The organism is Arthrobacter sp. 3Tela_A (assembly GCF_049311025.1).
Lineage (GTDB): Bacteria > Actinomycetota > Actinomycetes > Actinomycetales > Micrococcaceae > Arthrobacter_B.
This window is the reverse complement of the sequence record NZ_JAXIOM010000001.1, coordinates 135,868-161,921: the sequence shown is the minus strand read 5'-3', so window position 1 is coordinate 161,921 and position 26,054 is coordinate 135,868. Positions and strand designations below refer to the sequence as shown.

At 65.0% G+C, this 26,054-nt stretch carries 32 protein-coding genes, 1 pseudogene and 1 riboswitch; of the genes and pseudogenes, 5 read left to right on the top strand and 28 right to left on the bottom strand.

The window, feature by feature from the left end; all coding sequences use genetic code 11:
• Window position 1 precedes the first annotated feature (1 nt).
• The 7 genes from trpA to hisI form a co-directional block, all read right to left on the bottom strand.
• Window positions 2-802 carry a tryptophan synthase subunit alpha gene (trpA, locus tag TVC13_RS00845; protein ID WP_422399347.1) on the bottom strand — a complete coding sequence of 267 codons (801 nt, stop codon included), beginning with the start codon at window positions 800-802 and terminating at the stop codon, window positions 2-4.
• Entirely contained in the window at window positions 799-2,154 is a 1,356-nt protein-coding gene (gene trpB, locus TVC13_RS00840) for a tryptophan synthase subunit beta (RefSeq protein WP_422399346.1), read from the bottom strand. The genes trpA and trpB overlap by 4 nt, the downstream gene beginning before the upstream one ends.
• Before the next feature lie 74 nt (window positions 2,155-2,228).
• Window positions 2,229-3,062, bottom strand: a complete 834-nt coding sequence (gene trpC / locus TVC13_RS00835) for an indole-3-glycerol phosphate synthase TrpC (protein ID WP_422399345.1) — start codon at window positions 3,060-3,062, stop codon at window positions 2,229-2,231.
• The gene (locus TVC13_RS00830) at window positions 3,063-3,353 is read right to left on the bottom strand and encodes an HGxxPAAW family protein (protein ID WP_422399344.1); all 291 of its coding nucleotides are present in this window, start codon (window positions 3,351-3,353) and stop codon (window positions 3,063-3,065) included. It abuts the gene before it with no gap.
• A 99-nt stretch (window positions 3,354-3,452) separates the two neighbouring features.
• Window positions 3,453-4,070 (bottom strand): Trp biosynthesis-associated membrane protein, encoded by a 618-nt coding sequence (locus tag TVC13_RS00825; protein WP_422399343.1) that lies wholly within the window; start codon window positions 4,068-4,070, stop codon window positions 3,453-3,455.
• A 1-nt stretch (window position 4,071) separates the two neighbouring features.
• Window positions 4,072-5,652 carry an anthranilate synthase component I gene (locus TVC13_RS00820; protein WP_422399342.1) on the bottom strand — a complete coding sequence of 527 codons (1,581 nt, stop codon included), beginning with the start codon at window positions 5,650-5,652 and terminating at the stop codon, window positions 4,072-4,074.
• Between the two features lie 29 nt (window positions 5,653-5,681).
• Window positions 5,682-6,065 (bottom strand): phosphoribosyl-AMP cyclohydrolase, encoded by a 384-nt coding sequence (hisI, locus tag TVC13_RS00815; RefSeq protein ID WP_422399341.1) that lies wholly within the window; start codon window positions 6,063-6,065, stop codon window positions 5,682-5,684.
• 90 nt (window positions 6,066-6,155) lie between these two features.
• Between hisI and TVC13_RS00810 the strand changes: the two genes are divergently transcribed.
• Both TVC13_RS00810 and TVC13_RS00805 read left to right on the top strand, forming a co-directional pair.
• Window positions 6,156-6,800 (top strand): TIGR03085 family metal-binding protein, encoded by a 645-nt coding sequence (locus TVC13_RS00810; RefSeq protein WP_422399340.1) that lies wholly within the window; start codon window positions 6,156-6,158, stop codon window positions 6,798-6,800.
• Window positions 6,801-6,898: 98 nt separating this feature from the next.
• A complete protein-coding gene (locus TVC13_RS00805) occupies window positions 6,899-7,162 on the top strand; it encodes a hypothetical protein (RefSeq protein WP_422399339.1) in 264 nt (87 codons plus the stop codon).
• Window positions 7,163-7,592: 430 nt separating this feature from the next.
• On the opposite strand, the gene hisF is transcribed toward TVC13_RS00805, so the two are convergent.
• The 4 genes from hisF to TVC13_RS00785 all read right to left on the bottom strand — a co-directional run bounded on the left by hisF (window position 7,593) and on the right by TVC13_RS00785 (window position 10,264).
• The gene (gene hisF, locus TVC13_RS00800) at window positions 7,593-8,363 is read right to left on the bottom strand and encodes an imidazole glycerol phosphate synthase subunit HisF (protein WP_422399338.1); all 771 of its coding nucleotides are present in this window, start codon (window positions 8,361-8,363) and stop codon (window positions 7,593-7,595) included.
• A 12-nt stretch (window positions 8,364-8,375) separates the two neighbouring features.
• The gene (hisG, locus tag TVC13_RS00795; RefSeq protein WP_422399337.1) at window positions 8,376-9,218 is read right to left on the bottom strand and encodes an ATP phosphoribosyltransferase; all 843 of its coding nucleotides are present in this window, start codon (window positions 9,216-9,218) and stop codon (window positions 8,376-8,378) included.
• Between the two features lie 92 nt (window positions 9,219-9,310).
• The gene (locus TVC13_RS00790; RefSeq protein ID WP_325789804.1) at window positions 9,311-9,574 is read right to left on the bottom strand and encodes a phosphoribosyl-ATP diphosphatase; all 264 of its coding nucleotides are present in this window, start codon (window positions 9,572-9,574) and stop codon (window positions 9,311-9,313) included.
• 111 nt (window positions 9,575-9,685) lie between these two features.
• Window positions 9,686-10,264, bottom strand: a complete 579-nt coding sequence (locus TVC13_RS00785; RefSeq protein ID WP_422399336.1) for a DUF3060 domain-containing protein — start codon at window positions 10,262-10,264, stop codon at window positions 9,686-9,688.
• Window positions 10,265-10,645: 381 nt separating this feature from the next.
• Here TVC13_RS00785 and TVC13_RS00780 point away from each other — a divergent pair, with 381 nt between their 5' ends.
• Window positions 10,646-11,464, top strand: coding sequence for a type II CAAX prenyl endopeptidase Rce1 family protein (locus tag TVC13_RS00780; RefSeq protein WP_422399335.1), 819 nt, complete (start codon window positions 10,646-10,648; stop codon window positions 11,462-11,464).
• A 4-nt stretch (window positions 11,465-11,468) separates the two neighbouring features.
• Here the strand turns inward: TVC13_RS00780 and TVC13_RS00775 are convergent.
• From TVC13_RS00775 to TVC13_RS00750, 6 genes and pseudogenes are all read right to left on the bottom strand, one after another.
• Window positions 11,469-11,747 (bottom strand): annotated as a pseudogene (locus tag TVC13_RS00775) (GNAT family N-acetyltransferase); the annotation flags it as partial.
• A gap of 15 nt (window positions 11,748-11,762) precedes the next feature.
• Window positions 11,763-12,050: a hypothetical protein gene (locus TVC13_RS00770; RefSeq protein WP_422399334.1), complete on the bottom strand. Its 288-nt coding sequence runs from the start codon at window positions 12,048-12,050 to the stop codon at window positions 11,763-11,765.
• Between the two features lie 229 nt (window positions 12,051-12,279).
• The gene (locus TVC13_RS00765; protein ID WP_055241465.1) at window positions 12,280-12,483 is read right to left on the bottom strand and encodes a hypothetical protein; all 204 of its coding nucleotides are present in this window, start codon (window positions 12,481-12,483) and stop codon (window positions 12,280-12,282) included.
• A 413-nt stretch (window positions 12,484-12,896) separates the two neighbouring features.
• The gene (locus TVC13_RS00760; protein ID WP_422399333.1) at window positions 12,897-13,532 is read right to left on the bottom strand and encodes a TetR/AcrR family transcriptional regulator; all 636 of its coding nucleotides are present in this window, start codon (window positions 13,530-13,532) and stop codon (window positions 12,897-12,899) included.
• Entirely contained in the window at window positions 13,529-15,106 is a 1,578-nt protein-coding gene (locus TVC13_RS00755) for a PH domain-containing protein (RefSeq protein ID WP_422399332.1), read from the bottom strand. Before TVC13_RS00755 ends, TVC13_RS00760 begins: the two co-directional genes overlap by 4 nt.
• Window positions 15,103-15,618 (bottom strand): PH domain-containing protein, encoded by a 516-nt coding sequence (locus TVC13_RS00750; protein WP_422399331.1) that lies wholly within the window; start codon window positions 15,616-15,618, stop codon window positions 15,103-15,105. Before TVC13_RS00750 ends, TVC13_RS00755 begins: the two co-directional genes overlap by 4 nt.
• Before the next feature lie 123 nt (window positions 15,619-15,741).
• Here TVC13_RS00750 and TVC13_RS00745 point away from each other — a divergent pair, with 123 nt between their 5' ends.
• Window positions 15,742-16,566: an NAD(P)H-binding protein gene (locus TVC13_RS00745; RefSeq protein ID WP_422399330.1), complete on the top strand. Its 825-nt coding sequence runs from the start codon at window positions 15,742-15,744 to the stop codon at window positions 16,564-16,566.
• A 53-nt stretch (window positions 16,567-16,619) separates the two neighbouring features.
• Here the strand turns inward: TVC13_RS00745 and TVC13_RS00740 are convergent, their stop codons facing one another.
• Window positions 16,620-16,925 (bottom strand): EthD family reductase, encoded by a 306-nt coding sequence (locus TVC13_RS00740; RefSeq protein ID WP_422399329.1) that lies wholly within the window; start codon window positions 16,923-16,925, stop codon window positions 16,620-16,622.
• A 189-nt stretch (window positions 16,926-17,114) separates the two neighbouring features.
• Here TVC13_RS00740 and TVC13_RS00735 point away from each other — a divergent pair, with 189 nt between their 5' ends.
• Window positions 17,115-18,482 carry an MFS transporter gene (locus TVC13_RS00735; RefSeq protein WP_422399328.1) on the top strand — a complete coding sequence of 456 codons (1,368 nt, stop codon included), beginning with the start codon at window positions 17,115-17,117 and terminating at the stop codon, window positions 18,480-18,482.
• Window positions 18,483-18,490: 8 nt separating this feature from the next.
• Here the strand turns inward: TVC13_RS00735 and TVC13_RS00730 are convergent, their stop codons facing one another.
• The 10 genes from TVC13_RS00730 to TVC13_RS00685 all read right to left on the bottom strand — a co-directional run bounded on the left by TVC13_RS00730 (window position 18,491) and on the right by TVC13_RS00685 (window position 26,016).
• Window positions 18,491-19,006 carry a hypothetical protein gene (locus tag TVC13_RS00730; RefSeq protein ID WP_422399327.1) on the bottom strand — a complete coding sequence of 172 codons (516 nt, stop codon included), beginning with the start codon at window positions 19,004-19,006 and terminating at the stop codon, window positions 18,491-18,493.
• A 41-nt stretch (window positions 19,007-19,047) separates the two neighbouring features.
• On the bottom strand, window positions 19,048-19,275 hold the full coding sequence (locus TVC13_RS00725; RefSeq protein WP_422399326.1) for a helix-turn-helix transcriptional regulator: 228 nt from the start codon (window positions 19,273-19,275) through the stop codon (window positions 19,048-19,050).
• 104 nt (window positions 19,276-19,379) lie between these two features.
• Window positions 19,380-19,886 (bottom strand): hypothetical protein, encoded by a 507-nt coding sequence (locus TVC13_RS00720; RefSeq protein WP_422399325.1) that lies wholly within the window; start codon window positions 19,884-19,886, stop codon window positions 19,380-19,382.
• The gene (gene ribH, locus TVC13_RS00715) at window positions 19,883-20,365 is read right to left on the bottom strand and encodes a 6,7-dimethyl-8-ribityllumazine synthase (RefSeq protein WP_422399324.1); all 483 of its coding nucleotides are present in this window, start codon (window positions 20,363-20,365) and stop codon (window positions 19,883-19,885) included. The genes TVC13_RS00720 and ribH overlap by 4 nt, the downstream gene beginning before the upstream one ends.
• Window positions 20,366-20,393: 28 nt before the next feature.
• Window positions 20,394-21,026: a GTP cyclohydrolase II gene (gene ribA / locus TVC13_RS00710; RefSeq protein ID WP_422399323.1), complete on the bottom strand. Its 633-nt coding sequence runs from the start codon at window positions 21,024-21,026 to the stop codon at window positions 20,394-20,396.
• Window positions 21,023-21,664: a 3,4-dihydroxy-2-butanone-4-phosphate synthase gene (gene ribB, locus TVC13_RS00705; protein WP_422399322.1), complete on the bottom strand. Its 642-nt coding sequence runs from the start codon at window positions 21,662-21,664 to the stop codon at window positions 21,023-21,025. The genes ribA and ribB overlap by 4 nt, the downstream gene beginning before the upstream one ends.
• Window positions 21,661-22,311, bottom strand: coding sequence for a riboflavin synthase (locus TVC13_RS00700; protein WP_422399392.1), 651 nt, complete (start codon window positions 22,309-22,311; stop codon window positions 21,661-21,663). Before TVC13_RS00700 ends, ribB begins: the two co-directional genes overlap by 4 nt.
• A 10-nt stretch (window positions 22,312-22,321) precedes the next feature.
• Window positions 22,322-23,380, bottom strand: a complete 1,059-nt coding sequence (ribD, locus tag TVC13_RS00695; protein WP_422399321.1) for a bifunctional diaminohydroxyphosphoribosylaminopyrimidine deaminase/5-amino-6-(5-phosphoribosylamino)uracil reductase RibD — start codon at window positions 23,378-23,380, stop codon at window positions 22,322-22,324.
• Window positions 23,381-23,382: 2 nt separating this feature from the next.
• Complete coding sequence (pnuC, locus tag TVC13_RS00690; RefSeq protein ID WP_422399320.1) at window positions 23,383-24,066, bottom strand: nicotinamide riboside transporter PnuC; 684 nt, start codon at window positions 24,064-24,066, stop codon at window positions 23,383-23,385.
• Window positions 24,067-24,170: 104 nt separating this feature from the next.
• Window positions 24,171-24,317, bottom strand: a riboswitch (FMN riboswitch).
• 106 nt (window positions 24,318-24,423) lie between these two features.
• The gene (locus TVC13_RS00685; RefSeq protein WP_422399319.1) at window positions 24,424-26,016 is read right to left on the bottom strand and encodes an ABC-F family ATP-binding cassette domain-containing protein; all 1,593 of its coding nucleotides are present in this window, start codon (window positions 26,014-26,016) and stop codon (window positions 24,424-24,426) included.
• Window positions 26,017-26,054: the final 38 nt, after the last annotated feature.

The window sequence follows — 26,054 nt, the reverse complement described above, 5'->3', positions numbered from 1 at the left end:
GTCAGCTCTTTCGGGTTCCGGTACTAAGTTCGCGGGTAAGCGCACCGACTGCTGCCGGTCCGCCGTCGCGGAGGGCCGCGACCAGTGCGGTGCCAACAATCACACCGTCGGCGTAGGCACCGATTTCCCGCACGTGATCAGCTGTGGAGACGCCAAGGCCCACGCAGACGCGTTCGGCGCCGGCAGCGCGGGCGGCACGGACAACGCCTTCGGCGGCGTCGGAGACCTGGTTGCGGGTGCCCGTCACGCCCATGATGGACACGGCGTAGACAAAGCCGCGGCTGGCTTCGACCGTGGCCTTCATACGGTCAGTCGTCGAGGACGGTGCGACCAGGAAGACCCGGTCCAGCCCGTACTTGTCCGAGGCATTCATCCATTCACCGGCTTCATCCGGAATGAGGTCGGGCGTGATCAGGCCTGCTCCCCCGGCTTCGGCGAGGCGGCGGGAGAATTCGTCCACGCCCATGCGCATTACGGGGTTCCAGTAGGTCATCACCAGCACGGCGGCGTCGGTCTCGGCGGTGATGCCGGCGACGACGTCGAATACCTCGGCGACGCGGAAACCACCCTCAAGTGCCTGACTGGTTGCTGCCTGAATAACGGAGCCGTCCATAACGGGATCCGAGTACGGGATGCCGATTTCAATCAGGTCCGCACCGCCGCGGGCCAGCTCAATGCCGGCTGCGATGGTTTCCTGCACGGAGGGGAAGCCGGCCGGCAGGTAGCCGACCAGGGCGGCGCGGCCGTCGGCCCGTGCCCGGTCGATCGCGGCGGCGGACTTGCTGGCGGTCGAGACGCTCACAGCTGTTCTCCTTCTTTGCCGATTTCGGCTTCAGCTGACTTCTCATCCAGCAGGTTGAACCATTCAGCGGCGGTTGCTACGTCCTTGTCGCCGCGGCCTGAGAGGTTGACCATAACGATCTTCTCTGCAGGATCGCCCGCGGCTTCTGCCAGGCGCTGACCCACCTTGATGGCTCCGGCCAGGGCGTGGGAGGACTCGATGGCGGGAATAATGCCTTCGGTGCGGCAGAGCAGCTTGAAGGCTTCCATGGCCTCGGAATCGGTGATCGGTTCGTAGGTGACCCGGCCGATGTCTGCGAGGTAGGCGTGTTCGGGGCCCACTCCGGGGTAGTCCAGGCCGGCGGAGATCGAGTGCGACTCGATGGTCTGCCCGTCTTCGTCCTGCATCAGGTAAGTGCGTGCACCGTGCAGCACGCCGGGACGTCCCAGGGTGATGGTGGCTGCGTGGCGGGGGGTGTCCACACCGTCGCCGCCGGCCTCGAAGCCGTAGATGGCCACGGACGGATCGTCCAGGAAGCCGTGGAAGATGCCGATCGCGTTGGAGCCTCCGCCCACGCAGGCGCAGACGGCGTCGGGCAGTTTTCCGGCCTGTTCCAGGATCTGCCCGCGTGCCTCGTCACCAATGACTTCGTGGAAGTAGCGCACCATCGCGGGGAACGGATGGGCTCCCGCTGCCGTGCCCAGGAGGTAGTGGGTCGTGGAGACGTTGGCCACCCAGTCGCGCAGTGCTTCGTTGATGGCGTCCTTGAGCGTCTGCGAACCGTTGGTCACGGGAATGACGGTGGCGCCGAGCAGTTCCATGCGGGCAACGTTCAGGGCCTGCCGGCGGCAGTCCTCCGCACCCATGTAGACGACGCATTCCAGGCCCAGCAGGGCCGCCGCGGTGGCGCTGGCAACGCCGTGCTGGCCTGCACCGGTTTCGGCGATGATGCGGGTCTTGCCCATGCGCTTGGCAAGGAGTGCCTGGCCCAGGACGTTGTTGATCTTGTGCGAACCGGTGTGGTTCAGGTCCTCCCGCTTGAGGAAGATCCGCACTCCCCCGGCGTGCTCAGCGAAGCGCTTGGCTTCGGTGAGCAGGGACGGGCGCCCGGAGTAGTTCCGGTTCAGCTCAGCGATCTGGGCGGTGAACTCCGGATCGGCCTTGGCCTTCTCGAACGTGTCCGTGAGCTCATCCAGTGCCGAGATGAGGGATTCCGGCATCCAGCGGCCTCCGTATTCCCCGAAGTAGGGGCCGGCGGCGTGGCGCAGGGACGGCCCGCCTGCCAGGAAGGAGTCCGTCACCTGCCCGTCCACCGTCTGCTCTGGCGAACCTGCCGCGGTGGCTGGAGTGCTGTTATCCGGAATCCCGGTCATGGAGCTGTCCTGTCCTGCTCTAATCCGCGGGCCGCTGAGAGCGGTTTACGGAAGGTCTTATAAAAAGTTTGTCCTCAGCGTCCGCTGGCCTGCAGCCGGTCGGCGATTGCCCCGGCTCCGATTTCCATGAACTCCGCAATGGTGGCTGCAGGGTCATTGTGCTTTACGAGCGCTTCGCCCACGAGCACTGCATTGGCGCCGTGAGCTGCATAGTGTTCGACGTCGGCTGCGTCCCGGACTCCGGATTCCGCCACCACAACCGCGCCTGCGGGAATGGATTCGGAAAGCGCAGCGAAAACGGAACGGTCCACGTCGAGAGTCTTCAGGTTACGGACGTTCACGCCGATGATCCGTGCTCCGGCAGCGCCGGCCCGCTGGATCTCTTCGGCCGTGTGCGCCTCAACCAGCGCGTTCATGCCCAGTTCGTGGGTCAGGTCCAGGAATGAACGGAGGTCCTGGTCATCCAATGCAGCCACGATCAGCAGCACCAGGTCAGCGCCGTGTGCCCGTGCTTCCCAGATTTGGTAGGGATCGACGGTGAAGTCTTTGCGCAGCACCGGAATGCTGACGGCTGCGCGGACGGCGTCGAGGTCCGCGAGTGAGCCATTAAAGCGGCGCGCCTCGGTGAGGACGCTGATGACCGACGCGCCGCCCTGCTCATACCGGCGGGCCAGGTCAGCGGGGTCAGCGATCTCGGCCAGCGCACCCTTGGAGGGGCTGGACCGCTTGACCTCGGAAATCACGCGAAGGGTGGCACGGGGGCTGTCATTGCCGCCGAGGGCGGCATAGGCATCAAGTGCAGGAGCGGCCTTGGCGGCGCGCTCCTGCACCTTTTCCAGCGGCTGTTCCTGCTGCCGCTGGGCCATGTCCTCGCGGACACCGGCAATGATGTCGTCGAGAACGGACACTTAGTGTCCGCTGTTCTTCAGCTTCGAGCCGCCGACGCCGTATCCGGCCTTGCGCATGACGAAGCCAACGATCAGGCCGAGGACAATCACGCCAAGGCCGATGTTGAACCAGAGCCAGCTGGCAATGACGAAACCAATGCTGGAAACCAGGGCACCAGCCATCATGATCAGTACGCAGGTCCAGGCGGCGGGGGTGTTGCCGTGGCCGATGGTCTCGTCGTGGATGCTGGCGTGTGCCTCGGCGTCGTTCTCGGGCTTGGTGTCCTGCTGGTCAAGGGCGTTTGTGCTCATGGTAAATCTCCTCGTAAACGGGTCTGGCATCCATTCTGCCATTAGCTGGCAGAAACTCTCGTACTTGTTGCGCCGCGTGCTGCGCGGCCCAGGCTCCGCTTAGCGGAAGTTAGTGGGGTCTTCGCCCTTGGTCAGGCGGTCCCAGCTGTCGATCTCATCGATCGGCGGCTGCGTGGACTTCTCCGTGACTGCCGCGCCGGTGGCCGGCTGTGCTGCGTAGCGGCGGGAGACTGCCCAGCTGCGGGAGGCGAGGGCGAGCCACACGGCCGCGGCCGCGATCAGCACGCCCAGCGCGGCGGCAAGGTAGGGCACGGCGGTGAGGGTGATGTCCGCTCCGGCGCTGCCGCTGACGCCGATTGCCTTGCCGACGGCGCCGGCTGCACCCTGGGCCGGGTCGGTGATGACGGACACGCTGGCCGCGGTGATTCCGATACCGGCCACGAGGAGGACAACTGCGACGATCCAGCGGGCCACTTTCCCCGCAATGGAGGCGGCCAGGGCAGCAGCCAGGGCGACGACGGCGAACGCCGTCACCGCGGTGGCTGCTTCGCTGCCGGCTACGGCGATGTCAGGGGTTTCCACGGCGGCCTGCGGAAGGACGACGTCCAGCCACGTCTGGGTGGTGGTGCCGAACGCCGCGGCGCCCAGCAGGACGGTTCCCAGAACCACCGTGGACTTGCGCCGCCAGCGCGGGGCGGCGGCCGGTTTGGTGCTCACTTTAATTGTCCTGTCTGTTGAAGATCTGCCTGGCGACGGCCGGGGTCACCGGTTCCAGTCCCCCGGCGATCAGTGCGGCGCGCAGCGGTGCTGCGGCCTTGTTCACCGTCTCCAGTGCTTCTGCCTCAAGGTCCGAGTCTGCGACGATCCCGCCGCCGGCCTGCACGTAGGCCTTGCCGTCCCGCAGGAGGGCAGAACGGATGGCGATCGCCATATCCATGTCTCCGGCGAAGTCCAGGTAGCCGACCACGCCGCCGTAGATGCCGCGCCGGTGCGGTTCGAGTTCGTCCAGCAGGCTCAGTGCGCGCGGTTTCGGCGCGCCGGAGAGCGTACCTGCCGGGAAGGTGGCGGAAAGGACGTCGTACGCCGAGTTCTGCGGCGAGAGCTCCCCCACCACTGTGGACACCAGGTGCATGATGTGGCTGAAGCGCTCCACCTCCATGAACTGGGTAACGTCTACGCTGCCCGGGCGGCACACCTTGGAGAGGTCGTTGCGGGCCAGGTCCACGAGCATCAGGTGCTCGGCACGTTCCTTCTCGTCGCCCAGCAGTTCCTCGGCCAGGGCGCGGTCCAGCTCCTGGGTTTTCCCGCGCGGCCGGGATCCGGCGATCGGGTGCGTGATGACTTCGCTGCCGGTCACGGTGACCAGCGCTTCAGGCGAGGAGCCGACGACGGCGAACGGGTTTCCGCGGGCGTCCTCGAAGTTGAACAGGTACATGTACGGGCTGGGATTGGTGTTGCGCAGCACGCGGTACACGTCCAGCGCCTCGGCCCGGCAGTCCATTTCGAACCGGCGGGAAATGACCACCTGGAAGACCTCACCGTCCACGATGGCTTCCTTGCCCCGTTCCACCGCGCGCAGGTATTCAGGCTTGGGCCAGGATTCCTTGACACCGGCGGTGAGGGACGTAACGTCCACCGTGCCGCCGTCGAGCACTGTAACGGCCTGCGGCGACTGCGCGGCGAGGCGGTCCAGCATGCTGTGCAGGCGGGCGACGGCATCAAGCCAGGCATCATCCACCCGCTCGTCGGAGCCATCGAAGTTGATGGCGTTGGCCACCAGCAATACGGTGCCGTCCGAATTGTCATGAATCGCCATGTCCGAAACCAGGTTCATGGCAATTTCCGGCAGGTCCAGGTCATCCACCGGCGGGGACGGGAGTTTCTCCCAGTGCCGCACCGACTCCCAGCCCACAAAACCGACCAGCCCGGAGGTAAACGGCGGCAGGCCCTCAAACCGGTCGGTGGCCAGCAGCTGCAGCGTTGCGGCCATCGCTTCCACGGGGTTGCCGTCCACCGGCACCCCGGCCGGGGGCTCGCCCAGCCAGAAGGCTTCGCCGTCGCGGGTAGTCAGTGTTGCGCGGGAACGGGCACCAATAAAGGAGTAGCGGGACCAGACGCCGCCGGACGCTGCGGACTCCATAAGGAACGTGCCCGGTTCACCGCCGGTGAGCTTCCGGTAGATGCCGATGGGCGTATGCGCATCGGCCAGCACCTTGAGCCGGACCGGGACAACCCGCCGGTCAGCAGCCAGTGCGCGGAATTCCTCCAGGGAGGGAGAGATAACACCTAGATCCTGCATTTATTGGGCTTTCGGTTTGGAAGGGAAGTTTAAGAGGAGACCGGAAGGCCGCGGCCTTCGAAGCAGGTCCTGGTGCCGGTATGGCAGGCAGCGCCAACCTGGTCGACCCGCACAAGCAGCGCGTCGCCGTCGCAGTCCACTGCCACGGACTTCACATACTGCACGTGGCCGGAGGTATCGCCCTTGCGCCAGTACTCCTGCCGGGAGCGGGACCAGAAGGTCACCCTGCCGGTGGTCAGTGTGCGGTGCAGCGCTTCGTCGTCCATCCAGCCCAGCATCAGCACCTCGCCGGTGTCATGCTGCTGGATTACCGCTGCAACCAGGCCGGCGTCATCGCGCTTGAGCATTGCAGCCACGGCAGGGTCCAGTGCGGAGTCCGGGCGGGGGGTCTGGGGGGTGGTGTCTGTTGCCATCGCTACGATTCTAGTGGCTTTGGCCGCACCGGAGCCGAATGGCCGCGTTCAGCGGGCAATGCAGGGTGTTCCATGCTAGTTTCAGCAGTGATGCAATTCGTAGAACCCTCACGTGAAGTCCTGGCCGAAACACTGCTCGCGGCCGGTCCCCACGCGCCCACGCTCTGCGAGGGGTGGGAGACCAGGCATCTTGCTGCGCACCTATACCTGCGCGAGCACCGGCCTGCCTCAGCGCTCGGTTTTTTCGTTAAGCCATTCGCCGCGAAGACGGCGAAAGCCATGGACCACCTTGCTGCCAAGGGCTCAACCTCCGAGGGCTACGCCAAGCTGGTCAAGTCTTTCCGGTCGGGCCCGCCGCTGCTCTCCCCCATGCAGATCAAGTCGGTGGATAACAGTGCCAACCTCGTTGAGTACTTCGTGCACACCGAGGACATCCGCCGCGCCGGGGACCGCTGGGCACCGCGCGCTCTGGATTCTGAATACTCTGAAGCGCTCTGGTCTGAACTGCTCAAGCGCGCTGCACTGCTCTACCGCGGCGTCGACGTCGGCATTGTCCTGGTGCGCCCGGACGGGCCGCGCCATGTAGCCAAGCGGGCAGCCGTTTCGGTGGCGATCGTCGGGGAACCGTGCGAGCTGCTGCTCCACGCACACGGCCGTACCCAGCAGGCCCTGGTGATGTTCGAAGGCCAGCCCGACGCCGTCGCGCTGCTCGAGAGCGCTGAGATCGGCCTTTAGTTATTTCCGCGTCCACCCCTCCTGCCGGTGAAACAGATCGGGAACCGGCCGAGCGTGGCCGCGTCCTGCAGGTAATCCTGCTGGTTGCCGCCAATCTCGTGTTCCTGCTGCTGATCTATCCCATTTCCGCGCTGGCGGCCTTGGACCAGGATATTTCCGAGTTTAACGGGACAGAAGCTGCCCGCGGGTGGTTTCTCCTGTGGCCGGGCATGCTGATCGTGTGGGGTGCCGCATGGCTCGGATTCAGCGTCTTCGCGGCGAAGAGCCACATGCGCCGCGCACTGACCACGTTCAATGTGATTGCCGCCCTTTGGCTGGTACCCGTAACCGCGTACGTGCTGAGCCTCTTCGTCCGGGCTTAGGGACTCATCCGGGATATCCTTGGGAACCCGAACATTCCGCATCCGGCTGCCCGCCGCAGACCCCCATCTCAGTGCAAGGACTCCCACTTCGTGAACAGAAAGACCCTCAAGGACAGCGGTTTTGCCGGTTTTCGGCCGCTCCGGGATCTGGATATCAAAGAATCCCTCGCTGACCGAGGCTGAGCTTGCCGGCGAGTGGGTCACGGATGCGGACATCCTGTTTCTTGGCAAGGCAGACCCAGGCAGCAAAGGCACCGCGGGCTGCGGCGCCAGATCCAGGAATTGGTGGACTTCGGTCAAGGAAAGCCGCCGGGACACTGGGACGGCCGCCTCATCTGGCAGCTCGCGGTTCAGAGCGAGCTACGGGCGCCTGCCTTATGCGAACCTGGTTCCCGCCCGGGCCTGAGCGGCGCAGGCGGGAACACGAGAGTTACCTGACGGGATAGCCCGCGTCTGAGATTGCCTTCTTGACGTCCGCGATGGCGTTGTCCGGTCCGAAGTGAAAGATCGAAGCGGCCAGGACAGCATCCGCACCGGCTGCGATGGCCGGCGGGAAATGCTCGGGTACGCCGGCACCCCCGGAGGCAATCAGCGGCACCTGCACGGCAGCGCGGACTGCCCGGATCATTTCCAGGTCGAACCCGTCCCGGGTTCCGTCGGCGTCAATCGAGTTCAGCAGGATCTCCCCCACACCGCGGTCGGCTGCTTCCTTGGCCCAGGCAACGGCGTCGATCCCCGTGCCCTTGCGGCCGCCGTGGGTGGTGATTTCGAAGCCCGACGGCGTTGAACCGTCGTGCGTGCGGCGCGCGTCCACGGAGAGCACCAGCACCTGCGAACCGAAGTGCCGGGTGATCTCATCAATCACGTCCGGCCGGGCGACGGCGGCGGAGTTGATGGAGGCCTTGTCCGCGCCGTAGCGCAGCAGCCGGTCAACGTCCTCTACGGTGCGGACGCCGCCGCCGACGGTCAGCGGAATGAAGACTTCCTCGGCGGTGCGGGAGACGACGTCGAACACGGTTTCACGGGCCCCTGAGGACGCGGTGACGTCGAGGAACGTGAGTTCGTCGGCGCCGGCGCGGTCGTACCGGTGGGCCAGCTCAACCGGGTCACCGGCGTCGCGGAGGCCTTCGAAGTTGATGCCCTTGACCACGCGGCCGGCATCGACGTCGAGGCAGGGAATAACGCGGATCGCAACGGTCATGACTGCGCTCCCCTAGATCCGGCAGGCGTGGATGGTGCTGACCAGGATGGCGCGGGCGCCCAGGTCGTACAGCTCGTCCATGATGCGGTTGGTGTCCGACTTCTTGATCATGGAGCGCACGGCCACCCAGTCGGAGTCCCGCAGCGGGGAGACCGTCGGGGATTCAAGGCCCGGGGTGAGGGCTGCGGCTTCCTCGACCAGTTCCTTGCGGACGTCGTAGTCCATCATCACGTACTGGCGGGCCACCAGGACACCCTTGAGGCGGCGCTTGAGCACGTCGAGTCCGGCGGGGCTGGCACCCTTGCGGCCGATCAAGACTGCCTCGGACTTCAGGATGGGCTCACCGAAGATTTCCATGCCTGCCGCCCGGAGCGTGGTTCCGGTTTCAACGACGTCGGCGATAGCGTCCGCAACGCCGAGGCGCACGGAGGATTCGACGGCGCCGTCGAGGCGGACCACGGAGGCGTCCACACCGTGTTCGGCGAGGTAGTCGCGCAGCAGTCCGTCGTAGCTGGTAGCGACGCGCTTGCCGTTGAGCTCTTCGAGGGACGCGAAATCGCCTACCGGTCCGGCGAAACGGAACGTGGAAGCACCGAAGCCAAGGCTCATCAGCTCTTCGGCCTCCACCTGCGCGTCCAGGAACAGGTCGCGGCCGGTGAGTCCGACGTCGAGCGTTCCGGAGCCGACGTAGACGGCAATGTCACGGGGGCGGAGGAAGAAGAATTCAATGTCGTTGTCGGGATCGACCATCACCAGTTCGCGGCTGTCGCGGCGCTGGCGGTATCCGGCCTCGGAGAGCATGGCGGAGGCGGATTCGGAAAGGGCACCCTTGTTGGGCACTGCTACACGGAGCATTTTATTTTGGATCTTTCGCTGGAAGTCAGATAGGAACTGGGCCTGCCGGCGGGCCACACACTGTTTGAGCGGTGCTCAAACGAAGCGCGTGGCTAGAGATGCTTGTAGATGTCCTGCAGGGTGAGGCCTTTGGCCAGCATAAGGACCTGCAGGTGGTAGAGCAGCTGGGAAATCTCCTCTGCTGCGGCTTCATCAGACTCGTACTCGGCAGCCATCCAGACTTCTGCGGCCTCTTCGACTACCTTCTTGCCAATGCCGTGGACGCCGGACTCGAGTTCGGCGACGGTGCGTGAACCGGCTGGCCGGTTCTCCGCCTTCTCACTGAGTTCGGCAAATAGCTCTTCGAAGGTTTTCACAGATCAAGGGTACGCTCTGCGTCACAATCTGCCCCATTCCGGCCCGCGTGTGTGACGAAGGACGCTTCCGGCGGGGGTGTGGAGAAGCGGTTGTCCCACCCATGCCCGCGTTCACCGGGCTGCAACGGAGTTTGTACCCGTGGTTTCGACTGCGGGATCCCCCGAGGCATAGGTGATGCTGTTACTCTCCCCTTCGACGTCGATGTCACGGGTTTCCTCGACGCCGACAGTGTTCCCGGTCCCGTCGACGTCAATTTCGGGCACATTTATGAGGTTGGCCTCGTTGTTGTTGCCGTCAATATCGAGACTTTCCGCGTCTTCGCCGCTCACTGTATTGTCATTGCCGCGGATATCGATGTCTTCACACTGACCGGTCGTCTTCACATTTGTGCCATTCGTCTGAACGTCGATATCTCCACCGCCATTGCACGCAATGGTGATGCTGGTGTTCGGTTCAGTAATTCGGTGTTCCTCATCGCGGCTGAGCGTGACCGTCTCGTCGGAGTTTCCCGACGCCGCTGATGTGCCTGAGTCTGTCGGAGACGCGCTCACGCTCTCCGGCGTTCCATTGCTGGTTGAAGGAACACCGGTCTCGAGCGGTTCCGGCGTCGTATTGGTGCATCCGGTGATGAGTGCCAGGCCCGCGACTGCGGTGAGCACGGGCGCGGTGACACGGAAATTGCGGTACATGCGGGTTCTCCTCAGCTAGACGGGGCTGGGTGTTGTGCGGCCTGCCCCAAAGGGAAGCTGCGCTCTTCGGCGGTTCCGCTTCCGGGGCCTTTCCGCTTGCCTGTCCAGTCTCCAACACGTTGGCCGGGACGGCCATGTTGAGGCTCGCCATTCACCACATACTTGGCTGAATCGGACTGGCTTGGACGGAATGGCGCGGTGCGGGTGTTTGGGCACCGAGGTTCCCATCCCCAGGTGCCGGTGTTGCGGAATCGACCACGTAGGCCACAGGAACAACAGGGAGTGGGAACCTTGGCCTGTTTACCCGCGGCGATGGCCGCCCTCGCAGGCCGCCGCGGGGAATCGGACAACCGTTCCGTGAGCGAGCGTTATCGTTGCAGCGTGACGGACAAACGCATCGCCTGGCAGTTCACTGCGCTGACGTTCGTGATCGCCTATGGCTTCGCGGGCGCACTGATCATCGCTGCCCGGTTCGGGTATGAAGTGAACAATGTCGTCACAACGTTGCCCGAATTTCTCGCGAACGTGCCCTTCTCGATTTATATCCTCTCGCCGGCCATTGCTTCCTATCTCGTCCTGAGGAGGGCCGGGAAGGTTTCAGGTCCCGGCGCGTGGCTGAGGATGGTGTTCTTTGCCAAGGGCCGTCCGGCGGCCTATCTCTTGGTCTTCTCGGCACTCGGCGTGTACTTTTCGCTCCACCTGCTTATCTCGGGGCCCTCCGCATATGCACTCCCCTGGTTCATGTTTTTTCTCTCGCTGCCGGGCAACCTCATCATTGGCGGCATGGAAGAGGCCGGGTGGATGACGGCGCTGCAGCCGCAGCTCTACCGCCGGTGGGGCTATTTTGTTTCCTCCCTGGTGGTGGGAATTATCTGGCTGCTGTGGCACGTCCCGCTATTCTTCATACCGGGCACGAACCATGAGTCCGGCGTCATCGACTTCTGGATGTTCGCTGTTCAGATCATGGCGTTCCGCTTCCTCTACGGCGCGATTCTCACTCTGTCGCCCCGTAACGCGGTGTTCCTGTGCATCCTCTTCCACACCATGTTCAACGCTGCCAGCTTCACTCTGGGTGTCCCGCCGACAACGTGGGCGGGCACCGTCACGGCGAACGCAGCTGTGGTGGCTCTCGCCGTCGCCGCGGTGGTGTTCTCCCGCAGGAATGGGAAGAGGGCGCCAGGCAGGCGAACGGGATCCTGACGGTTCAGCGCCCGTTCGGCGCGCTATGCCCGCTGTCCTGGCGGTACACGTAGCTGCCGGAGACTCGAAAGCCCGCCCGGGCGTACAGCGCCTGCGCTTCAAGGTTCGCCGCAGTCACCTGCAGCCAAGAGTCTGTGGCGTTCGCCTCCTTGCCTGCCCCCAACAATTCCTCCAGGACCGCTGCTGCGAAGCCCTGGCGACGCGCTTCGGGGAGTGTAGCCATGCAGTAGATGCCGCCCCGGCCACTGCCTTCCGGCAACGCGAGGCGTCCGACGGCGGCGGGGCGGCCGTCATTGTTTCACACCAGGGCGTACACGGAGGGACAGCCTAAGAGGATTTGCCGGGCTATGCCCTGTTCCGCGTCGCCTCCGCGGCCGTCCACCTGCCACCAAACCTGCATCCAGTCATCCGAGGGCACCGATGACAGTTCCACCGCCGGCGCGCCAGGGAGCAATGCAGGATCAGGGAGATCCTTGGCACTCCGGGTCAGGACTCGGGTTGAGGACTGTCGTGTGAACTCCTCCGCGTCCAGAAGGTTGTGCAGGGCCGCCGCGTCGTCGGCGTCTTCGGAGATTTGGAATATCACCGGCAGCCGCGGCGGCCGTACCAGGACCGTGCCTCGCGAAGCAGACCGGAAAGTTCTTCACCGGAGCGTCCGTTGATTCCCCTCGGCCAGACAGAGTTGGCCCGCTGGGTTACTCCTCCCGCGGCGCGGAGAATCCAGCCGCCGGACTTGGTGCCGGTCCAGTGCCGGCCACGCGGCGTCCATGGCGGACTCCAGCGACAGAGGCAAGGGCTGCAAACACGTGGTGGGCCTACGGAGAGGCATGCTCTGCGTCCTTAGAGTCCATGATCAGGTCCAGGACGAGGGAAGTTACGGCGGTGATGACCGCCATCACGAGCCGCGGCCGGGCCGCTCCGCGACGCAGCAACCACGTTTCCATCCGCTCATCCACCACAAGGGTCAGCGCCAGAATCCCGCTCGAGGCAACGCCCACCGCGCCAGCCAGTGCTGTCAATGCGATCGTTGTTGTCCGTTGTGGACCCGCATTAGTACGCACATAGGAAGGAAGAGGTGCGGGGCAGTCTGCTCCGCCGTCGGAGTTGGCAGTTGCAGGCGTGACAAGATCCACTCTCCCGGCGGCAGCCAGCTCCCGTCCCTGCTGAGCGCCTCTTCGCAGGGCCGCGGCAACTATGACGCCAATTGCGGCGCCGGGGGCAAGAACGTAGGCACGGCGCACTCGCGGGGACCATTCGGCCGGGCTTTTTAGGGTGAGCGCACCAGATATAACGGCCAGCGTGAGCGACAGCGGAAGATTCTTCATGCCAACACGCTACATGCGCCTTTTGAGCCAGGTTTGCGGCCAGAGGCCAGCTCCAGCCACGGGGTGCCTGATCAGCAACTGTTCCGCCGCCGCACCCTGCCTGAGTGTCAGCGCTCCGCGCCGCACAGGCCCGGCGGGGAAACAGCGAGCCCCTGAAGCAGGAAATTGACCGTCTCCTCGCCGAAGTTGCCGAGCTCGGCCTGCAGATCGCGCTGCAGTTCAGTGGCCCATACGTCCAGGAGCGATTCAACGAGTGATACAGCAATGTGCAGCGGCATCCGGCGGAAGACTCCGGCATCCATTCCGGCGGACAGGATGCCACGCAGCAATGCCGAGTCCTCCTCGGTTCCCGCCAGATAGAGCGGCGTTCCGTCCTCGGTTCGGTGCGACACAACGATCTCGAATCCCGCCGTGATCTCGGCACGGTGTGAATCGACGTAGGCCAGGTAGGCACGTGCGTAGGCGCGGAGCTGCCCGGCAGGATCCTTTTCAGCCTGCACCGCCGGCACGATCTCTTCGTACTGGTTGCCAAACACCTCGTCGACGACGCCGAGCAGCAGCGCTTCCTTCGAGGCGAAGTAGTAGACGATCGCGCTTTTCCCGACACCGGCACGCACCGCGATCTCGGACAGTGACGCCCGGTGATAGCCAATCTCGTTGACGGTCGTGATGGCGGCACGAATGATCTGTGCGCGGCGCGCCGTTCCGGTAAAGGTACGCGAAGGATATTCGGGGGGTGTCACTTGGCCATTATCGTCGATGCCAGCGGGCGCCCCTGCTCGATGAAGTCGCAGAGCACACCCGGTGCCGCATCTGAGGCAAGCCCTGCAGCCTGGTCTGCCGGCACATCGGGGATCTCATACGTGGACCAGCCGGCGGCGGTCATCGCCGACACGGTAGCCAGTCCCAGCCTGCGCTGCAGCAATGACTGCCGCACAGCTACTGTGCTCACCGCGTCGCGCCGCAGCGCTGAGGTAGTGCGGCTTAAGAGCCCGGAGCGCACTACCACGTACTCGTCCGCGATGGCGTGGCCGAGCGCACGGTAGGCGACGACGGCGGCGAGCAGCGCGGGTGGCCATGCCGCCGCGGCGGCCCAGGGCATCCACCCCGGTATCACTCCCGTGAGGGCGGGAAGGAGCAGGGCTGCGGGGGCTGCAGCAGAGCCCGCGGTCCCCCACCAGAGACGACGCCGTAGTGCGGTTCGCGGGTGTTTCGTCAGCGTTGCCTCAAAAGGGTTCTCGGGTCCGAAGATCTTCCCTGCCACACGGTGTGACTCGGTTACGGGCCCCCGGGGAAGGATTGCAGTCGGCTCCTGCGGGTCCCATGCGTTGAGGCCCGTGGTGATGACATTGGTATCGGCCATGCGCATCCACCTCCATAGGAGGGGTTCACTGATGGACATGCCGCGCATCCGGAGCTCGTCGCGGAGAACCTCACGCGTACTCAGCAGGCCCCGCCGGGTCCGCAGATGGCTGTGGTCCCCCGTCCTGATACGCGCGAGCTCGAATTTCCAGTAGCTGAGGAGGAAGTTCACTCCGAGTCCTAGTGCTCCAAGAAGACCGGTAACCGCGAGCACCAGGATGGTGATGACGACCCAGCCGAGCGAATCCCAGTCCGCCATGTTGGCAACGACGCCAACAACATCTATTCCAAAGCTTGAAAGCAACCAGAAGCCGCCCCACAGCAGCCCCGCGGCCATGGCGTAGGCCCAGATGCTGAACATGTTGTAGACGGCCCACCAGGGCTTGAAAACGGCAAGGACCTCTGCGGCTCTGTCTCCGCCTTCCCTCTCCCCACGCTTGTCCGTGGTGTCCAGAACGTCGGCGGTGGTGGCGGTCGGCCAAGGTGAGGCCACGGTGGTGTTGAAAAGGTCTTCCCGCAGGGCATCGGCGTCTGCGGCTGACAGCGCGTCCAGGACAAGTGCCGCTTCACCCGCTCCGGCCTGCTGTCCTGCGCCCACCGTGACGATGCGGAGACCGGCAATCCGGTGGCGGAGCTTGGTGGCAATGTCTACGCTGCGCACCCGGTCACGGTGGAGGGTGCGGTGCCGCCGGACGAATACCCCGCTGCGCTGCTCGATGTCCGTGGCAGTAAGGCGGTAGGCAGTGAAGGCCCACCTCAGGATGTCGGCGGCGGCGCCGCTGAGGCCCGCAACAGCCACGAAGGCCAGCGGCCAGAGCGCGGTGAGCGATGGATCAGCGCCGAAAACCCAGATCGCTGCGACCCCGGGAAGCAGCGAGAGCACACTTACCAGGACGTCAACCCACACCACGCGGCTGCTCAGGCGCTGCCACTGCTCTGCCGCCGGCTCGCTCATGTAGCATCCCCTTCGGAGAGTTCGGCTATTACTGCCAGGCGTGCGGCGGCATCTTCGGCAACGCGGCGGTCGAGACCGCGTATGTTGACGGCGCCGGACGAGGACGCCGTTGTCACCCGGAGTGTGGCGAGACCGAAGACCTGCTCAAGGGGTCCGCGCAAAGCGTCGACCGTTTGAATCCGTGACGTCGGGGCCACCCGCCATTCCGTGACCAGCCAGCCGCTCGATGCGTAGGTGGCCCGGTCAGTAACCTCCCATCGGTGCACGCGCCGGCGCCACCACGGTTCTATAACCACGCGCGCCGCCAGGACCAGCGCTGCGGCGGCGATCGGTGCTGCCAGCCAGATTCTGGCCTGATCCCAGAGAACAGCGGCCGCTATCAACACCGCAAGCGGGATCCCGCACAGCAACAGGTTTCGTACCAGCCACCACGCCGTTGCGCGGGGGTCCACCTGATGGGCGGGCGGACGGACCTTTATATTGGGCTTCTCGACCTCCGGAATAGCTGTCATGCCCAGAGTCTAGACCGATCGGTCGAATAATCAACCGCTCGGTCGAAACTCATTCGAACATTTTTTCAGTCCCACGAACATTGCGGACGCGGACTGTCCTTAATGGGTGCCACGATGAGGGCCATGCGCATTCTCATCACGGGATCCACTGGGCAGGTCGGGCGTCACCTGGCCACTGAGCTGCTCGGAGCCGGCCACACTGTCCGCGCCCTTACACGGAGCCCCTCCAAAGCTGACCTGCCGAAAGGGATCGAGGTGGCCGCAGGCGACCTCACCAACACTGCCAGTCTCCTAACAGCATTTGAGGGCGTGGACGCCGTACACCTAATCACTTTTGGCGGGGACGACGGCGAAGATCTGACCAACGGGGCGGAGATCGTTAATCTCGCAGAGCGCGCCGGCATCAGCCGGGCAACTGTCCTTGGCGGCTGGTCCTCCACCTCTGTCGACAACGCACTGAAAGCCAGTTCCATCAGCTGGACCATCATTCAGCCTGCCGAGTTCATGGGTAACGCGCTGGAGCTCGCTCCCGAAATACGAGCCTCACGCACAGTCTCCATGCTCGCCGACTATCCCAGCGCCGTCGTGCATGAAGCTGACATCGCCGGTGTCGCTGCCGCAGCGCTCGCTACGGACCGGCACGCACAAAAGACCTACGGGCTGACCGGACCCGAGGCGCTCACACCGGCCGAGCGAACCAGCCTGCTCGCCGGTGCAATCGGAGAGCCGATCCAATTCGTGCAGCTGAGCGAGGACGAAGAGCGCGAACGGCTTCGCAACTACGGCTACGACGCGGACTACATCGAATTCGGCATCCAGCTGGCCACCCACGCCCCCAGGAACGCCGGCACCGTCCTGCACACCGTCAAGGAAGTCACCGGACGCCCAGCGCGGACCTTTAGGCAGTGGGCACACGAGCACCTCGATCAGTTCCGCGCCATGCACTGATCAGCCAGCCGCCCTTATATGCACAGGCGGCATACGCCGGCGGCCAGCCTGCGTCAGTCGTCGCCGATGTCCGTAAACAGGGCCATGAACGTTGTCCCGGTAGCCTTCAACTGATCCATGAAGTCCGCTGCTTCGGCCGTCGCCACCGCCGCGGAAGCGTCGTCATAGCTGTCGAAGTACAAGTCCACGGTCCGGTATGCCGGGGTGGGTGAGCCGTTCTCCTTGGGCCAGACCTTTCCCGCTTCGAACCGCTGCAGGCGCGGAAGCTCTCGCGCACTGCCTTCGAAACCCTTGTAGTCCGTTTCAAATGCCTCTGGGTCTGCCGGGTTGTCGATGATGAAGGTGATCTTGGTGGACACTGCGTTCTCCTCATTGGTAGGTCTGCGGTAACTGCGCGGATGAGGAGCCATTCTGTGGCATGAACGGGGAGTGCGCCACCGCTTTCCGGCAGAACTTCCTGGAAGGGCCGTCCCCAAGGCAGTGCTGTAAGGCGCAGTCCGGTGTGATGATGGGAGCAAAGACCGTCCTGTCCTGAAAGGGAGCACCACATGGCAGGAGCAGCTCCCGCCCCTGCAGGTAAGCGCAGCCGCCCGCTCGTCGTCGCAATTCTCGCCTCCTTCGTGGCGTTCCTGGACGGCAGCATTGTCACGGTAGCCCTCCCCGCGATCGGCGCGGAACTCGGCGGCGGGCTCGCCACCCAGCAGTGGACCGTCAACGCCTACCTGCTAACCCTCGGCGCGCTGATCCTGCTTGCCGGTTCGCTTTCGGATTCCTTCGGCCGGCTGCGGGTGCTCATCTGGGGGCTGATTGGATTCGGTGCCGCATCGATAGGCTGTGCCCTGGCCTGGGATCCGGAAGTCCTCGTCATCGCACGGGCGATCCAGGGCATGGCGGCCGCGTTGCTGGTCCCCAGCAGCCTGGCCCTGATTACGACGGCGTATGCCGGGCCGGCGCGCGCCCGCGCCATCGGAACGTGGACAGCCTGGACGGGCACCGCGGCGATCATCGGGCCGCTGCTGGGCGGCGTGCTGGTTGACTGGTTCAGCTGGCGCCTGATCTTCGCCGTCAATGTGCTGCCAGTGGCGCTGACCCTGGTCCTGATGCTGGGCCTGCAGGACAGCCCGCGCCGGCGTACGGCGCTGGACATTCCCGGCGCGCTGCTGGCCGTCACCGGGCTGGGCGGGTCGGTGTATGCGCTGATCGAACAGGAACGTCTGGGCTGGGGCGATCCTGCAGTCTACATACCCCTGGTGGCAGGTCTGGCGGCACTCGCACTGTTCGTTCTCCGCGAGTCACGGGCCAGGGCGCCGATGATGCCTCTATATCTGTTCCGTGTCCGCAACTTCCGCCACGGCAACCTGGTGACAGCCGCAGCTTACGGTGCGCTCTCCCTCGGCACGTTTGCGCTAACCGTTTTCGTCCAGGAAGCGGCAGGCTTCACTGCCATCCAAGCCGGCCTTATTTCCCTGCCGCTTCCGGTGGCCATGCTCCTGCTGTCCACTTACTTCGGAAACCTGGCCGGGAAGTATGGTCCACGGATCTTCATGACCTGCGGCCCGGCGGTTATGGGACTTGGTTTCCTGCTGATGCTCACGGTCAGCCCACCGCTGAACCTGCTGACCCAGCTGCTCCCGGGCCTGCTGCTCTTCAGCCTTGGGCTCGCGGTTATGGTAGCTCCGCTGACCGCCGCCGTGCTGGGTGCACTGAACGAGACCGACGCCGGAATTGGTTCCGCCGTGAACAATGCGGTCAGCCGGGTGGCCGGCCTCATTACGGTTGCCCTCATCGGCACCATCTCCGCCGGGTCCCTGGACTACGCAGGCTTCCAGCGGACGGCACTGGCGACGGCGCTGCTGATGTTCGCCGCGGCACTGATTGCGTTCCTGGGAATCCGTACGCCCAAACCCTCGAACTGAGTGCCCGGCTAAAGTCCGGAGTCCGCTTCGAGCCCCGCCCGCCCCCGGTTAGCCCGCCGGTAGCCGGATACCCCGCCCATGATGGCAGCGGCTCCGCCGATCATGCCGCCGACCACCGCACCCTGCGCCATCCCGCCAACGAACCCTTCACCAGGGGTGACGTCAAACTGCAGCGGGCTGATCAGCGGATGCCCCGCGAACACGGCGTAGGACATTGCCGCGAAAGTAAGCACCATACCGATGCCGAAGACGACGATGCCCACCATGGTGGACCTGGCACCGGCACTTTCCGCGAGCTTCTGCGGATTCACACCGCGCCGCTGCGCGTACCAAAGCGCGCAGAGCGACGGAAGCATCGACGTCAGCACCAACAGCGCCGTCGGCAGCAGAAACTGCCCAAAAGCTGCGGCAATGACGGCCCCCAGGAGGCCGGCATAGAGTCCCACCGTCAATCCGAAGGCATTGGACTCCATGAAAACGGACCGCTCCCGTTCGTCACCGTAGGCGGGGCTGTCCAAGTCCATGATTCTCTCAGCAGCTCGGTCAAGCCTGCTCGGCCTGCGTGTCATTTCCTGTCTCCCGCCTCATCGATGAAGAGTTCCTCGACAGTTCCGCCCAAGGCACGCGCAATCTTCAGGGCAAGATAAACAGAGGGGGCGTAATCGCCCTGCTCGACGGCGATAATCGTCTGCCGGCTTACCCCCACCAACTCGGACAGCTCAGCCTGGGTCATGCGCTTCTGCTTCCGGCTCTCCCGCACCGGACTCGCAAAGTCAGCCGTTCGAGGAACCATGCCGCAATGTTAGGAATCCTTGACATGGAAAGTCAAGGATTCCAGACTTTCTCTCGGCTATCCGTCAGGTGCGAGGTTGACGAGCGGTGCTGCCAGCGCGAGCACTATCCGCGCGCCTGCACCAAATTCGCGAACGGCAGCCGGCCGTGGAGCTGGCGGAACTGCCCGTGATACCCCGCGAGGGCAGCATTGAGCTCCTCCGACGGAAGCTCCTTCCAAGCCACCAGCAACTTCCCGGCGCCAGCCAGCTGCCAGACCAGCCGGCCGTCCCAGTGCCCCGGCGGCTTGCCCTTCCCGAAGTCCACGAACTCCTGGATCTGGCGGCGCAGCCCGCGGTTGCCCTTGCTACCGGAACCGGCCTTCCCAAAGAAGAGGACGTCCGCGTCCGGAACCCATTCCTCCGCCAGGACCGCCTGGGACAGGGAGGGGTTCTTCCGCTTGAAGGTGCCGGCGGTGCTCTGGTCGAGGAACACCGGTTCAAACCCTGCGGGACGCAGCACGGCAAAGATGCCCTGCCGCTGCGGGATGCGGTTTATTTCCAAGCCCGCGATGGGCCGGAAGCCGGTAAATCCGTCCGCCTGAAGCGCCTTCTTGTTCAAAACAGTACTCAAGCCCCCGCCCCGCGCAGCGCGTCCACGGTATTCACCGCAGCAGCAAACGCCTCGTAGCCCTTGTCCTCCGACGAACCCTCGAGACCGGCACGGTCCAGGGCCTGCTCCTCGGTGTCGCAGGTCAGCACCCCAAACCCGACCGGCGTTCCGGTCCGGACACTGACCTCGGTCAGCCCCTGAGTCGCCGACGAGCACACGTAATCAAAGTGCGGGGTTCCGCCGCGGATGACGACGCCGAGAGCCACGACGGCGTCGAAGTGCGGTGCCAGCCGCGCGGCAGCCACGGACAGCTCGAATGTGCCCGGGACCCGGATCACCTTGGGACCGAGCCCGGCGTCGGACGCCGCGCGGAGTGCCCCTTCGATAAGTCCGTTCATGACTTCGGTGTGCCAGCTGGCGGCAATAACCGCCACCTTGATGTCCAGGCCCTTGGCTTTGATGCCGCTGACGTCGTTTTCGGGGGCGCCGTGTCCGCTCATGTTTGATGTCCTTTGCTAGAAGAAAGAGTTAACTCTGCTTCACGGGATTGGCCCGGAGCAGGTTGAGGTGGTGGTTCATCCGGTCCCGCTTGGTCTGCAGGTACCGTTCGTTTTCGGCCCGTACCGGCACTTCGGAGGGCACCATCGCTTCCACGGTGACGCCAAACGCCTCCAGCCGCTCGCGTTTAACCGGGTTGTTGCTCAGCAGCCGGATGCGGCCCAGGCCCATTTGGAGCAGGATTTCCGCCGCAGCCTGGTAGTCGCGGGCATCCACCGGCAGGCCAAGCTGCTCGTTGGCCTCAACAGTGTCCGCACCTGCCTCCTGCAGCGCGTATGCCCGCAGTTTGTTCGCCAGCCCGATCCCCCGGCCCTCGTGTCCGCGCAGGTACAGCACGGTTCCGCCGTGCAGGCTGATCAAACCCAGCGCCTGTTCCAGCTGTTCACCGCAGTCGCACCGGTAGGACGCGAACACGTCTCCCGTCAGGCATTCGGAGTGCAGCCGTACCAGCGGCGTACCGTTTTCGGGAGAAGTCCCGGGAGCGGAGACGGCCAGATGTTCGGCACCTGTGCGCGTATCGGTCCACACCTGGGCAGTGAAGTCACCGAACGCCGTCGGCAGCTGGACCACGGGACCCGGGAAAACGTCTACTGCGTCCTTCACCGCCGACCTCCCGAAACTGCCGGGGCACCGGCGTCCAGGTACGCGACCAGCGCCTCGATCGAGACCAGCGGCAGACCATGCTCATCCGCGAATTCCCGCAGGGCGGGCAGCCGCATCATGGATCCGTCGTCGTGCACCAGCTCGGCGATCACACCCACCGGCGTGCAGCCGGCCAGCCGGGCGAGTTCCACCGCCGCCTCGGTGTGACCGCGGCGGCCGCGCACTCCGGCGTCGTGGGCGCGCAGCGGAAAGATGTGCCCGGGACGGTTCAGATCGCCGGCCAGGGACGCCGAATCCGCCAGCACCCTCGAAGTCAGCGCCCGGTCGGCCGCGCTGATTCCGGTGCTGGTGCCCGAGGCAGCGTCACAGGACACGGTGTAGGCGGTGCCCTTGGCGTCCTGGTTCACCGCGGTCATGGGCGGCAGGCCCAGCCGGTCAGCCCATTCCCCGGGCAGCGGAACGCAGACCACGCCCGAGGTGTAGCGCACGGTGAAACCCATCAGCTCGGGCGTCGCGTGCTGGGCTGCGAAGATGATGTCGCCTTCGTTCTCACGGTCCTCGTCATCGACGACGACGACGGCGCCGCCCGCGGCGATGGCCCGGGCTGCCGCTTCGATTGAGTCCAGCCGGATGCTCATGACTGCATCGTCCCTTCATCAGAGGCAGCGGCGGGCGCGGCGAAAGCGAGCAGCCGCTCTGCGTATTTCGCCAGCACGTCCACTTCCAGGTTCACTGCGGAGCCGGTTTCCAGTGCGCCCAGCCCGGTCTCGGCCAGAGTGGTGGGAATGAGGCCCACCTCGAACCAGTGCTTGGGATCCTGCGGCGAGCTGACCGCGGTAACGGTGAGGGAGACGCCGTCGACGGCGATCGACCCCTTCTCCGCGATGTAGCGTGCCAGCCGGGCAGACACACCAAACCGGAGCCGGTCCCAGCTGCCCAGGTCTTCGCGTTCAAGGAGAGTGCCGACGCCGTCGACGTGCCCCTGCACAACGTGACCGTCCAGCCGGCCACCGGCGGGGACACAGCGTTCGAGGTTCACCTTCCGGCCGGGGACCAGTTTTCCTGTGGTGGTGCGGTCCAGGGTTTCGCCCATCACGTCCAGCGAAATCCGCGTCCCATCGAGTGCTGTGGCGGTGAGGCAGACACCGTTGACTGCAATCGATCCGCCCAGGCCAAGCTCGGCGGAAGTGCCCGGAGCGTCAATGACCAGCACCTTGCCGGCGCCGGAACCGTCAGGATTCAGGGAAACAACGCTGCCCTGTTCAGCGACAATGCCGGTAAACACGTTCGGGTCCTTACTGTTGGTCATTCTTGGTTTCTGGCAGCGGTTCAAGGTGCAGGCGGAGGTCCGCTCCCACAGGAACGGCTGCACCTCCCCCGGCTGGATCCCAGCGCCAGCGCTGGGTCTGTGCCATGGACGTGATGCCGAGTCCGGCGAATGCCGGCGTGCCCGCGCCCAGCAGTGCCGGCGCGGTGTAGGCGAGCAGCTCATCGGCGAGCCCGGCACGCAGGAAGGCACCGGCAACCGTGCCGCCGCCCTCCACCATCAGGTGCCGCACACCGCGGGCATGCAGTTCCGCCAGTACGACGGCGGGATCATGCGTGGACAGCTGGAGGAACCTGCCGTCGGTTCCCCGGATGCGCGCACCGGCGGGAACCGTGGTGTGGCCCATAACCACGCGCAGGGGCTGAACCTCTGCATCGCTGCCGTCCGGGTGGCGGGCGGTCAGCTGCGGGTCGTCGGCCTGGATAGTTCCCGTTCCCGCCAGGATGGCGTCCACCCGCAGCCGCAGGTTCTGGGCATCGGTGCGGGCCTCGGGCGAGGTAATCCACTGGCTGGTGCCGTCTGCGGCGGCAGTGCGGCCGTCGAGTGTCTGTGCGGTCTTGACCGTCACGAACGGACGGTTCGCTGCAACGGCTGCTGCCCAGCGGTGGTTCAGGTCCTGGGTTTCTTCCGCGAGCAGACCGCCCAGGGTATTCACGCCGGCGGCGGCCAGCGTTCCTGCTCCCCCGGCGGCGTCGTCCGTAGTATCCGCTGCTGCATAAACCACCCGCGCGATTCCGGCGCGGAGAATGGCCTGCGAACAGGGACCCGTTCTCCCGGTGTGGTTGCACGGTTCAAGGGTGACTACCATGGTTGCCCCGGACACCTCGGTGCCGGCGGCCGCAGCGGCTGCGAGGGCGTCGGCTTCGGCATGCGGGGTTCCGGCGCCGCGGTGGAACCCGGTCGCCAGGACCTCTCCGGAAGGTGCCAGGATCACCGCGCCGACGAGCGGGTTCGCGCCGCGTACGCCCCGGCGGGCCAGCTGGAGCGCCTGCTCCATGGCTGCCAGTTCAGCTCTGGAAAAGTCCATGGTCAGCGCACCGTGGGGTCCGGCATTGAGACCTGCACCTGCGGCTTCTCATTGGCCTTGGCCCGCCACCAGACAAAGAAGCCGGTGAGCGTGAAGATACCGTAAAACAGGTACATAAATGCCGTTGCGTAATAGCCGGCACTGAACAGCAGCGGCACGCCGACAATGTCCACGGCCACCCAGATGAGCCAGAATTCCACCCAGCCCTTCGCCATGCCGTAGGTGGCCAGCAGCGATCCAACGAACGTCCACGCGTCCGCCCAGACCGGCTCGTAGGAACCCAGCATGCCGAACACCGGAGTGAGCGCCACCGTGCCCAGAATCAGGCCCGCAACCAGGCCCAGCCGTGCCCGTCCTGACGCCCACTGCGGTGTAACGGCGTCGGCACCGGAGTTTTTGCTGGCCTGCCAGCGGCGCCAGCCGTAGATGGCGACGGCGATGAACATGATCTGGCGCCCGGCCTGGCCAAGCAGGTTTGCGGTACTCGCGTCTCCGAAGATGGAGCCGAGGAACACGGTCAGCAGCAGGACGTTGCCGGCTATGCCCACCGGCCAGGCCCAGATTTTCCGGCGCATGCCGCCGAGGGCGCTGAGCAGCCCAAAGATGTTGCCAAGTACTTCGCGCACCAGCAGGGATGAGCTCCCCACGGGGATCTGCGCGTCAAAGAGCCACCGCAAAAAATCCAATGTCGTTCCTTATCCCGTAGCGGCGGCTCCGGGGGTACGACAGTGCGGTGCATCGACGCTGAGGGTACCCCTGCGGGTACGCCGAAGCGTCGGGACAACAAACTGTACGTGCTTCTCCCATCCAGACTTTAACTGTCGGTACCGGAATTTCACCGGTTCAACCGTCCGTCCTGCTGAGGGATCCCAGCCGGACGTGCGGGTCGCGGACTATAACCGCCGGTTCGGAATTACACCGACCCCGGAGCACGTTTGTGTATCCACATTCTTGCACAGGTTTAGGATGCAGATTCAAGTTTTTGGGGAGTATGTGACGGGCGTGAAATACGCCGTCATTTTTTGCCTTGCTGCGCGGACGCGTCAGGCCACGCGCAGGTCAACCTCGCCCGGCGCTCCCCCGCCGGTACCAAAGACCAGCTGCCGGTTGGCGACCTTGTCCGTGAAGAACCGGTCATGGCTGACCACCACCACGGCGCCCGGGAAATGCAGCAGGGCCTGTTCCATGACCTGCGTGCTGGAGAGGTCCAGGTGGTTGGTGGGTTCATCGAGCAACAGCACGGAGGCGCCCGAAAGCAGGCACTGGGCCATCGCCACCCGGGCCTTTTGACCGCCGGAGAGATTGCAGATCTTCTGTTTGAGGTCCGCTTCGGAGAACTGGAACATCGCCAGGAACCGGTTCACGGATTTCTTCGTCGCCTTCAGTGCCAGGCTGTCCGGCATCGCGTTCACGGCGTGGGTGACGGTGTCGGCGTCGTCCAGCTCGGCCAGGACCTGGTTGTAAGAGACCATCCCGGCCCCGTTCGCCCAGGTGACCTTACCGGAATCGGGTGTTTCCTCGCCGGTGAGCACGCGCAGCAGGGTGGTCTTGCCGCTGCCGTTGGCGCCCAGGACCACCAACCGGTCACCGCGCTGGATCTCGAAGGAGACGCCGCTGAACAGGGTCCGGTCGCCGTAGGACTTGGACACGTCCTGCACCCGGCACAGGTTGTCTTTCACGTGCAGGCCCGCGTAGATCTCGGTGATGATCTGGTCCACCGGGCGCGGGGCACGGGATCTCTTGATCTTCGCGAGCTTCGCACCCAGGGTCCGGCCGCCGGCCTTCGCCGCTTCCCGCCGGTCTGCGATTCCTTCGGCTTCGAAGGCCAGCAGTTCCGATTCGTGCACAAACTGGGAGGCCAGCGTCTTGAGCCGGAACTGCTTCTGGATGACGTATTCGGCGAAGTTCCCGGGGTATTCGTGCAGGTGGTAGTTCTCCACCTCGATAATCCGGGTCACCACCGCATCCAGGAACGCCCGGTCATGGGAGACGACGACGGCGGCACCGCGGAAGTCGCGGAACCAGCCTTCCAGCCACTGGACGCCCTCGACGTCGAGGTAGTTTGTCGGTTCATCCAGCAGCAGCACATCCGGTGCCTGCAGCAGGATCTTGGCCAGCGCGGCGCGGTTCCGCCAGCCGCCGGAGAGCGCGTCGATGGGACAGGTCCGGTGCGCTTCGCTGAACCCCAGGGTGGTCAGCGCGGCGTCGATCCGGCGCGGGTAGTCCCACCCGTCCTGGTGGTCCATGGCTTCGAAAAGCTCAGCCTGGCGGCGGATGAGCTTGTCCATGGTCTTCTCATCCGGGTCGGCTCCCAGTGCCTCGTCGATCGAAGCCAGCTCCGCCTCGATCCCCTGAATCTCAGTGAAGAGCCCGTTCAGGACTTCCGTGACGGTGGAGTCCCCGGCCAGTTCGGAGAACTGGGAAAAGTACCCGATCTTTAGGCCGTCGTCCACGCTGACGGTGCCGGAGTCCGGCTCCAGCTGCTGCAGGATGAGCTTGAGCAGGGTGGATTTGCCGGAGCCGTTCTTGCCGATCAGGCCCACCCGGTCCTTTGGCTCCAGCCGGAAGAACACCTCGCGGAGGATCTGGTTCTTTTCGAAGCCAACGTTGACGTCCTGCAGCCTGATCAGGCTCATTCGGGTGTGTCCTCTCGGGAAGTAAGCAAGCCACTAAT